The organism is Stenotrophomonas sp. 82F1, from assembly GCF_056861525.1.
This window is the reverse complement of record NZ_JBSPUD010000036.1, coordinates 19,918-28,109: the sequence shown is the minus strand read 5'-3', so window position 1 is coordinate 28,109 and position 8,192 is coordinate 19,918. Positions and strand designations below refer to the sequence as shown.

Here is an 8,192-nt window from a genome sequence, read left to right as displayed (position 1 = left end):
CCTGCAAGCCCACACCGCCCCGCCAACCCACAGAAAACCCAGAGCCGGCTGTTGCTGTTGCTGTTGCTGTGGCTGTGGCTGTTGCTGTTGAGGTTGCCGGCCAGCGGCCGGCACTACCGCGGGTGCCGGGCGGCAGCCCGGCCGATACCCTCAGGCCGGTTGGCCGAGCTGTGCGGGCGCGCGCATCAGGGTGTCGCGCGGCAGTTCGCCAAAGACTTTCCGATAGTTGTCGGCAAAGCGCGACAGATCCCACAGCCCGCAACTGAGCGCGATGGCCTTGACCGAGCGCCGGTTGGAATCGGCCATCGACAGGCTGCGGCAGGCCGCACACAGCCGCAGCATCGACAGATAGCGATTGGGCGAGGTACCGAACAGATCCTCGAACGCATAGCGCAGGCCGCGTTCGCTGACGCCGGCGGCGTCGCAGATTTCGTTCATGTAGATATTGCGACGCAGGTTGAGGCGCATGAAGTTCTCCGCCCGCTGCGCGATCAGGTAATGCGTGCGGCGGGCGCGGCTGCAGCTGGGCCGATCGGCCGGGCCCGCGCCGAGCAGTGCCTGGATATGCTCATGCAGCAGGCGCTCGGTTTCCTCCGGCTGCAGCCCACCGCCCTGCCCCAGCTGTGCATGCAGTTGCTGGTAATGGCGCACCAGGGGCATTGCCTCGTCGCCGAGGTTGAACAGCGAAAGTGCCTGCCCCGCCGGAGGCGTGCTGCGCAGGCTCAGTTCGGTCAGCTTGCGCTGCACGCGCGCGACCGGCACCAGCATCAGCGTCATCTGCGTGCCGGGGCTGAGCGTGAATTCACTGATGCCTTCGGGCATCACGGCCAGCGCCATGCCCGGCGTCAGCGGCACGCCATGGCACCAGCTCAATGCATCGTCGGTGGTGTGCAGGTAACCGAGCATGGCCCAGTCGGGGGGCAGCATGAATCGGCCGCGGCAGTGGAAGCCGCAGGTGATGCTGCAGAACAGGGCTTCCTCGTGAACGCGCGAAGCGAATGCCGCGCGCGGACCATTGCCATCCAGCAGCAACAGTTCCACATCGCACACGCGGAGCACGCCGCTCAGCGTGGCCAGGTCGATCGACCTGAGATCGCCGTCGTCGTTGCCTTCCACCCCACCATCGACCATGACAGTGTCGTCCCCCGTTTGGTCTGCTGTACGACCCCGCCCCCACTGCCTGACAGGGCGCACGCCGTTTCCAAGAGCATCGTCCGTTGCCGTGATGGTCGCTGCGCGGCACGCGCGCCCATCCATGAAAATGCAATACCTTGAATGCGAGTATGCCCGATAATCCGCAGCCGTAAACAGGATGTTTCGACGCCAGCCGATTATCGACGACGTGAAGAAAATGTGCGTGCGGATGGCATGGTTTTCGCATGCGCGCAGATCGACCTCACATTATCTGCACGACCATGAATCGTTTTGCGCAGGAACGGATTTGCGTCACAGATCTGCGCCTGAATATTCAGCAATTCACCGAATCTGCCGAATTTGCATATAGGTTCCGGTTGCAGGGAACCGCCATTCAGGCAAAGTCGAATACACGGTGATCGGGCACGCAGATAGCGGCCACACCCAGGGGGACAGCATGACCATGCACCTGCGAAATACCGTTTCGACCACCGGCCCGGTGCCGTGCGGTCGCGGTTGCGCGGCCGCTGCCCTGCCCGGGAATGATCACCCTGCTTGAGCACAGCGGGATTGCCCGCCGTGCCTCCTCCGCCAGGATGGCAGAGGCCTACGGACGGTCCCGGCGGAGCCGGGCCACCGCCCATGCAGGTGTCCTGCAGCAACTGACAGGTAGAGGGAGACAACCGTCATGAACGCATCGATCCGCAAGTTCCTGAAAGAAGAAGATGGCGTGACCGCGCTCGAGTACGGGCTGCTGGCCGCCGTGATCGCCGGCATCCTGATCGTGGTGGGCAGAACCCAGATCACCGCGTTCTTCACCACGTTGTTCACCCGCCTGCAGGCCATCGCCACCGACGCCACCACCACCTAGCCGTCGCGCGGGGTACAGCACCTGCGGTCGCTTCGATGGCGACCGCGGTGGCCGATGAAGGGGGTCTGCAACTGTCCAATGACGGACGAAGAGGGTGTGCGATGACACTGCTGGGATTGCTGGCCATGGGTGTGTGCCTGCGGATCGCGATCAGCGATCTGTACGCCCGCCGCGTGCCCAACACCTGGCTGCTGGCCGCGTGCGCGATCGCGGTGCCACTGATCATCGCCGACCAGTTCAATGCAACGCGCACGACCTGGGCGCCCCACCTGCTGGGCGCGGCACTTGGCCTGCTGGCACTGCTGCCGTTCTATGCGGTGCGCTGGATGGGCGCCGGCGATGTGAAGTTCTTCGCCGTGCTCGGCCTGCTGCTGGGCTGGAAGGCATTGCTGCCGGTATGGGTGCTGGCCAGCCTGGCCGCAGGCGCCCACGCCATGCTGGTGATCGTCGGACGGCAGTTGGCCGGTCACCTGCCGCTGCGCCTGCAGATGCAGGTCAATCGCGCCAGCACGCATTGGAATGGTCACCCTGCCCTGCGCGAGCTGCAGGCCGCCCGGCAAGGGCGACAGGGTATTCCCTACGCCGCCTACCTGGCCTTCGCGGCAATTGGCTGGGTACTGGCAACGACTTATGGAGACGTGGCATGAAAGCGTTCGCACGTCGCCGCCAACGCGGCGTGGCCAGCATCGAATTCGCGCTGATGCTGCTGCTCGGCCTGGTGCCGCTGTTGCTGTTCACCTTTTCCGGCGTGCTGATCATGGCCGCACAGCAGACCCTGGCCACGGCCTCGGCCGAGGGCGCGCGCGCGTCGCTGCGCTATGGCAGCGCCGGCGAGCGGCGCACGGCAGCCTGCCTGGCAGCCCGCCGCTCCATGCAGTGGCTGTTGCAGTTTTCCAGGCAGAACCCGGACTGCAGCGCGGGCGGCGCCGGTGCCATCGTGGTCTCGCCGCAGGCGCCCTGCGCCGGCCTGGCGACGGTGCAATGCATGACCGTGACCGTGAGCTACGACTACAACGCCCATCCCTTCCTGCCCGGCACCGCCACGCTCTATGGCTGGGTGATGGGCGCCCCCATTCGCAGCGTCGCGGTCGCCCAGCTGGACCTTGGCAGCAACTGACGATCGGTACAGGAGACGAATTCCATGCTCAAGTTGACCCGCATCGCCGCCATCGCCCTGATCGCACTCGCCGTGCTGCTCGCCGTGGTGGCCTTCGTGATCGGTCGCAAGCCTGCGGCTTCGGCGGACAATCCGAGCACGATCGTAACGGCCAATGCGCAGACGTTCAGTGTCGTCGAAGCCACCGCGCGGCTGCCTGCCGGCGAGCCGATCAGCGCCAATGGCGTGCGGCTGACACAACGCACCACCGAAGTGCCGGGGGCGGTGGCCGACCTGGCCGCGGTGGTCGGCAAGGTACCGGTGCAGGACATCAGCGAAGGCAGCGCGATTGGCGCCAGCCTGCTCGCGCAGGGCTTCTCGCTGCAGTTGCGGCCGGGGGAACGGGCACTGGCGGTGCCGGTCGATGAGCTGGTCGCGGCAGGCAACCGCATCCTGCCCGGCGATTTCGTCGACGTCTTCCTCAACCTGCGCAGCGCCGCGACCAGCTACAACGGCCAGCAGGACATCGCACAGACCCGCCTGCTGCTGTCGCGCCTGCGCGTGCTCAGCTACGGTCAGCAGGACATTGCGGTAGCCCCCGGCCCTGCCCAGGGTGAGGCACCGGCCACGGCCAGCAACGACTCTCGCGCGGCCGACATCACCAGTGGTTCAAGCAGCGGCCACAGCAACGGAAACGGCAGCGATGCCACGCAGCCGGCACGCACCGCGGTGCTGGCGGTACCGGTGGCCGATGCCAACCGCCTGCTGCTCGGCGCGCAGCAGGGCAAGCTGTTCCTGGCCCTGCGCAATCCCGCCGATACCGGCCTGCCGGACCTGGCGCTGTTCCCGCAGGCGCGCGGCGTACTTGACCCGGTGCGCGGCCTGGACAACGAACAGCAGCAGGCCCTGCAGCGGCCGGAGAACAACGCCTACGCAGGCCTGGATGGCGACGCACTGGCTGGCCGCGGCAGCAGCGTGCAGCGCAACGCTCACGAAACGCCGGCGCGTGCACCGGTGCAGCGCCGCTCGACACCGCGACCGGCGGGCATCGAAATCATCCGCGGCGACACTGCCGCTCCCCGTGGCTCCCTTTGACCCTTGCCGAGAGCGCACATGACTGAACGTCGCTACTGCCTACGCCCCTCTGTCCGCCAGCGCTGGCTGGCCCTGCTGCTGGTGCTGCTGGCACCGGGTGCGAGCGTGGCTGCCGACGACCTGCTGCTGCAGACCCGCGAACAGCGGCCATGGACGCTGCCAGCCGACCTGGAACGGGTCGCCATCGCCGATCCCGGCGTGGCTGACATCGTGATGCTGCGTGGCGCACGCCAGGCGTTGCTGGTCGGCAAGGCGCCGGGCACCACCACCCTGCTGCTGTGGCACCGCAAGCAGAGTGAACCGCAGCGTGTGCAGGTGCGCGTACAGAGTGCCGTGCAGGGCGCAGCCGATGCCGGTTCCAGCGGACTGGTCTTCACCCAGCAGGATCAGCAGGGGCTCCTGCTGGGAAGCAGCGACAACGTGCTGGCGCACATGCAGGAACAGAAGACCGCCGTGATGGCGCTGGGCAAGGACGGCAGCCTGGCCGACGCCTCCACCATCAGCAGCGGCGGCGTGGTGCAGGTCGAGGTCAAGGTGGTCGAATTCAACAAGACCGCGTTGAAGCAGATCGGCATCAACTTCCAGAACCGCAACGGTGGTTTTGCTTATGGATTCGCCCGACCCGGTGGGCAGCTGCCAGGCAACACCGGCATTCTCCCCGGCATGAAGGAAGGCGAGTCCAGCAACGAAAGCGAATCACCGATTTCCTCGGCGTTCCGGCTGGTGTTTGGTTCGACCAAGGGCCTGTGGAACGCCGACGTCGACCTGCTGCAGGCCAACGGCATGGCGCGCGTACTGGCCGAGCCGACCCTCGTTGCGCTGTCCGGGCAGAGCGCCAGCTTCCTGGCCGGTGGCGAACTGCCGATCCTGGAGCCGCAGGGACTCGGCACGACCACGGTCACCTACAAGCCCTTCGGCATCGGCCTGACCGTCACCCCCACCGTGCTCTCACCGAACCGCATTGCGTTGAAGGTGGCGCCGGAAGCCAGCGACCTGGACTACACCAACGCGATCGCGCTCAACGGCGTGCAGATCCCGTCGATCACCACCCGCCGCGCCGATACCACCGTCGAGCTTGGCGATGGCGAGAGTTTCGTCATCGGTGGCCTGGTCAGTTCCACCGTGGCATCGACGGTCAACAAGATTCCGCTGCTCGGCGACCTGCCGATCATCGGTACGTTCTTCCGCAACTTCGACTACAAGCGCCAGGACAAGGAACTGGTGATCATCGTCACGCCGCGGTTGGTACAGCCGATTGCCCGCAATACCGAACTGCCGCTGCCCGGCGATCGCGAAGCCAAGCCGAACATGCCCGAATGGGGCGCGTGGCTGCTTGGCCCGATCAGCCGCGATCCGGTTCCCGGTTTCTCGCGCTGACCCACATGACGTCTCCGGTACCACGCCCATGCCCTACGCCACTGCCCTGCCGCTGCACCCGCAAGGACCACCGATGAACCTGGTCCTGTACGGGATCGACCGTGAACTGCTGCCGCGCCTGGCTGCCAAGCTGCCGCCGGCCACGGCACTGCATTGGCAGGACAGCGGCGAGCCGACCTCGGCACAGGACCTGCAGCGTGGCCCGCAGAACCTGGTTCTGCTCGACTTCCGCCCGGAGCATGCGTCGGCATCGACGGTGCTGGCCCAGCAGCTGCAGCAGACCCAGCCCGATCTGACTCTGGTGGCTGTGGGTGCAACCAGCGCCGGTCAGGTTGAAGGTGTGGTGATGGCACTGCGCGCCGGCCTGCGCGATGTGCTGGACCTGGACAGTGACAACACCGGCATCGAGGCCGCCCTGCGCCGCGCCCTGTCGCCGCGGCCCGCCGCAAGCGCACAGCAGGCGCACAAGGCGCGGCTGATCGTGCTGCTGGGCGTGCGCGCCGGCGTCGGCACCAGCACCCTGGCTGCACATCTGTCGGTGCTCGCACAACAGACTCATACCCTGGCGCAAGGCGATGCGGCCGTGCAGGACGGGCTGCTGATGGAGCTGGCGCAGCCGGCCGGCGACCTTGCCCTGTACCTCAACCTTGACAGCCGCTTCCACTACGAAGACGCGCTGCGCAATGCCAGCCGCATCGATGCCACCCTGGCGCGCACCGCGATGGCGCGGCATTCCAGCGGCCTGGTCCTGCTTGATCGTGCCAGCGGCAGCGACGCGCTGCCGCCGTCCGACCCTGGCGCGCTGCTGCAGCGCCTGCGCAGCGTGTTTGCCAGCGTGCTGTGTGATGCCGGCGGCTGCCCGCTGCGGCAGTTGCCGCCGCTGCTGCTGGACCAGGCAGATGAAATCTGGCTGGTGGCCGACGCCTCCATCGCCACGCTGGTGTCGCTGGACCACGCCCTGAAGCACCTTTCCGGCCAGCGCGATCGCGAGAAGCGCCTGCAGCTGCTGATCAACCGCCACGACGACAACAGTGGCATGAGTCCCGAACAGATCGCGCGCCGCTTCGAGCTGCCGCTGCTGGCCACCCTGCCCGAGCGGCCACGGGTGCGCACCGCCGCCAGCCACGGTCATCTGCTGCTGCAGGATGCGCCGCGCGACCCGTACCTGCGTGCCCTCGCCCCGCTGGTGCAACGCCTGGATCCGGCTGCCTGCCCGGTCCAGACGCATGGCCTGCGGGAAAGACTTGCCCTTGCCCTGGGTGGATCGCAATGGAAGACAAAGTGACCCCGTTCCCGCACGTTGTCGCCCGCAACACGGTGCCGGAGCATGCACCGGGCAGCCTGCCGTTCGCACAGACCGAGCAGTACCAGAAGGTACTGTCGGCCGCGCACGAGCACCTGCTCAACAGCATCGAAGACGAGCGCATCGACATCGATTCCTGGGCCCCGGACACCATCGCCCGCTGGGTGGAGGTGCAGACGGTCAGTTTCATCCAGGAATGGCGCATCCCCATCAACGAAGAAGAAATGCAGGTGGTGGCCGAAGGCCTGGTCAAAGAGCTGACCGGGTTCGGCCCGCTTGATGACCTGCTGCATGACCCCACCATCGAAGACATCCTGATCAATGGCTTCAAGGATGTGCATGTCTCCCAGGGCGGGCAACTCAAACGCGCGCCACAGCGTTTCACCGACGACACCCACCTGCTGCGCATCCTGCGCCGCATCATCGCCCCGCTCGGCCGCCGCCTGGATGACTCCAATCCGATGGTCGATGCGCGCCTGCCCAATGGCGGTCGCCTCAACGCGATCATCTCGCCGTTGGCGGTGGACGGGCCGATGGTGTCCATCCGCAAGTTCCGCAAGGACCCCTTCACCCCCGATGAACTGCTGGCCAAGGGCACCTTCGATGCACCGATGCAGGCCCTGCTGAAGGCGATGGTGCTGGGCCGCTGCAACATCCTGGTCTCCGGCGGCACCAGCTCGGGCAAGACGTCACTGCTCAATGCGCTGGCCAGTTATGTGCCGGCCAACGAACGCGTCATCACCGTGGAAGACACCGCCGAGCTCTCGCTCAACCACCCGCATGTGGTGCGCCTGGAAAGCCGCATCGGTGGCGCCGAGGGCCAGGGTGCGGTCAGCATCCGCGACCTGGTACGCAACAGCCTGCGCATGCGCCCCGACCGCATCGTGGTCGGCGAGGTGCGTGGCGCCGAAGTACTGGAAATGCTGCAGGCGATGAACACCGGCCACGACGGATCGATGGCCACCATCCACGCCAACTCGCCGCGCGACTGCCTGTACCGCATCGAGATGCTGGCCGGGTTTGCCGGCTTCCAGGGCAGCGAGGACAGCCTGCGTCGGCAGATCGCCAGTGCCATCGACTTCATCGTGCAGATCTCGCGCCTGGGCAGCGGCCGCCGCGTGCTGGTGTCGATCACCGAAATCACCGGCGTCAGCGACAACCTGATCACCACCCAGGAAATGTTCCGCCACGAAGTGCAGATCGATGGCAGTGGCAAGGAAATCGATCGCTGGATCGGCCTGGGCTTCCAGCCGCATTCGCACAAGCTGGAACCGTTCCGGCAGTTGCTGCGCGAATCCCTGTACGGAGACTTCTAA

General features: G+C 66.6%; 8 protein-coding genes. 7 read left to right on the top strand and 1 reads right to left on the bottom strand.

What is annotated here, in order from left to right; all coding sequences use genetic code 11:
- Positions 1–150: 150 nt before the first annotated feature.
- The gene (locus AC13GI_RS21230) at positions 151–1,131 is read right to left on the bottom strand and encodes an AraC family transcriptional regulator (RefSeq protein ID WP_099818732.1); all 981 of its coding nucleotides are present in this window, start codon (positions 1,129–1,131) and stop codon (positions 151–153) included.
- Between the two features lie 691 nt (positions 1,132–1,822).
- Between AC13GI_RS21230 and AC13GI_RS21225 the strand changes: the two genes are divergently transcribed.
- From AC13GI_RS21225 to AC13GI_RS21195, 7 genes are all read left to right on the top strand, one after another.
- Positions 1,823–2,005, top strand: coding sequence for a Flp family type IVb pilin (locus AC13GI_RS21225; protein ID WP_025878547.1), 183 nt, complete (start codon positions 1,823–1,825; stop codon positions 2,003–2,005).
- A 101-nt stretch (positions 2,006–2,106) separates the two neighbouring features.
- On the top strand, positions 2,107–2,652 hold the full coding sequence (locus tag AC13GI_RS21220) for an A24 family peptidase (protein ID WP_482997276.1): 546 nt from the start codon (positions 2,107–2,109) through the stop codon (positions 2,650–2,652).
- Positions 2,649–3,122, top strand: a complete 474-nt coding sequence (locus AC13GI_RS21215; protein ID WP_089235916.1) for a TadE/TadG family type IV pilus assembly protein — start codon at positions 2,649–2,651, stop codon at positions 3,120–3,122. The genes AC13GI_RS21220 and AC13GI_RS21215 overlap by 4 nt, the downstream gene beginning before the upstream one ends.
- A 24-nt stretch (positions 3,123–3,146) precedes the next feature.
- Positions 3,147–4,196 (top strand): Flp pilus assembly protein CpaB, encoded by a 1,050-nt coding sequence (cpaB, locus tag AC13GI_RS21210; RefSeq protein ID WP_482997275.1) that lies wholly within the window; start codon positions 3,147–3,149, stop codon positions 4,194–4,196.
- 18 nt (positions 4,197–4,214) lie between these two features.
- Positions 4,215–5,573: a type II and III secretion system protein family protein gene (locus tag AC13GI_RS21205; RefSeq protein WP_482997274.1), complete on the top strand. Its 1,359-nt coding sequence runs from the start codon at positions 4,215–4,217 to the stop codon at positions 5,571–5,573.
- Positions 5,574–5,601: 28 nt separating this feature from the next.
- Positions 5,602–6,858 (top strand): CpaE/TadZ family protein, encoded by a 1,257-nt coding sequence (locus AC13GI_RS21200; protein ID WP_099818736.1) that lies wholly within the window; start codon positions 5,602–5,604, stop codon positions 6,856–6,858.
- Entirely contained in the window at positions 6,843–8,192 is a 1,350-nt protein-coding gene (locus AC13GI_RS21195) for a TadA family conjugal transfer-associated ATPase (protein WP_099818737.1), read from the top strand. The genes AC13GI_RS21200 and AC13GI_RS21195 overlap by 16 nt, the downstream gene beginning before the upstream one ends.

Coding starts and splice junctions, on each gene's coding strand:
- AC13GI_RS21230 (WP_099818732.1), bottom strand. CDS start 1,131: ATGGTCGATGGTGGGGTGGAAGGCAACGACGACGGCGATCTCAGGTCG.
- AC13GI_RS21205 (WP_482997274.1), top strand. CDS start 4,215: ATGACTGAACGTCGCTACTGCCTACGCCCCTCTGTCCGCCAGCGCTGG.
- AC13GI_RS21215 (WP_089235916.1), top strand. CDS start 2,649: ATGAAAGCGTTCGCACGTCGCCGCCAACGCGGCGTGGCCAGCATCGAA.
- AC13GI_RS21225 (WP_025878547.1), top strand. CDS start 1,823: ATGAACGCATCGATCCGCAAGTTCCTGAAAGAAGAAGATGGCGTGACC.
- AC13GI_RS21200 (WP_099818736.1), top strand. CDS start 5,602: ATGCCCTACGCCACTGCCCTGCCGCTGCACCCGCAAGGACCACCGATG.
- AC13GI_RS21220 (WP_482997276.1), top strand. CDS start 2,107: ATGACACTGCTGGGATTGCTGGCCATGGGTGTGTGCCTGCGGATCGCG.
- cpaB (WP_482997275.1), top strand. CDS start 3,147: ATGCTCAAGTTGACCCGCATCGCCGCCATCGCCCTGATCGCACTCGCC.
- AC13GI_RS21195 (WP_099818737.1), top strand. CDS start 6,843: ATGGAAGACAAAGTGACCCCGTTCCCGCACGTTGTCGCCCGCAACACG.